Origin of the sequence: Pectobacterium sp. CFBP8739 (genome assembly GCF_013449375.1) — a bacterium.
GTDB lineage: Bacteria > Pseudomonadota > Gammaproteobacteria > Enterobacterales > Enterobacteriaceae > Pectobacterium.
Genome location: NZ_JACDRR010000036.1, coordinates 1 through 939, shown reverse-complemented (window position 1 = coordinate 939; position 939 = coordinate 1). Strand labels below are relative to the sequence as shown.

The 939-nt window shown below is 49.5% G+C and carries 1 protein-coding gene; it reads right to left on the bottom strand.

The genetic code is table 11. From position 1 onward, the window contains the following. Positions 1-36: 36 nt before the first annotated feature. Positions 37-939, bottom strand: a 903-nt coding sequence (locus H0247_RS19010) for an IS3 family transposase (RefSeq protein ID WP_180743928.1), incomplete at its 5' end; no start/stop codon positions are given.

Here is a 939-nt window from a genome sequence, read left to right as displayed (position 1 = left end):
CGGTGTTTTTCAAGGTAGTTGTCACCATTGACCGTTTTAAGCGGCCTGTTTTTCTATTGGTTTAGTCTGCTCTCTTTCTGGATTCAACGTTGTTGGTCCCACGGGTGTGCAGTTTCGTACTTCGCGCTTTCCCCAACGACTTGGATTAGCGGCTTTCGCCGCCTCAATACGTGTTTTTCGCTGGGCTAAGATAACCTTATCCTGACCTGTATGACGCTGGTGCGGTGTCACGAAACGTAATTGACTGTGCTTATGTTCGTAGTTGTACCAGCGCGTAAATTTCAGCACCCATCTTCTTGCATCATCAAGACTTTTAAACCCTGCTGAGGGCCAATCTGGTCGGTATTTACAGGTTCTAAACAAAGACTCTGCAAACGGATTATCGTTGCTGACTCGCGGTCTGCTGTACGAGGTGGTCACCCCAAGCTCATACGCTTTTATACGCATAGTTTGCGATTTCATCGGGGCGCCGTTATCTGAGTGCAACACGACACCACTGTGCAAACAGTTCTCCCGTATCAACGTTTGCTCTAACAGCGTCGCGGCATGCTCCCCCGACTCCTGTTCATACACCTCGTCGCCGACAATCTTGCGGCTGAACAAATCTTCCAACATGTACAGGTAGTAAAACTGCCCTCGCACCGTGCTGGGCAAATAAGTAATATCCCAGCAAAACACTTGACCCGGCCCCGTCGCGGTATAAGTCGTTGGCAACACTGAGCCTTTCGGCGCTAAGCTGCGGCCACGATGATGGAGTTGTCCATTCGCTTTTAAGACCCGGTAAAACGTTGATTCAGCCCCGTAATATTCACCATTATCTAACAAGGTCGGTACAATTTGTGATGGCGGTAAGCTGGCAAACTGCGCCCGATTACACACCTCAATTATTTGCTCTTGTTCCGCTTGTGTCAGTTTATTTGCTGGCTCGGGACGAACCGC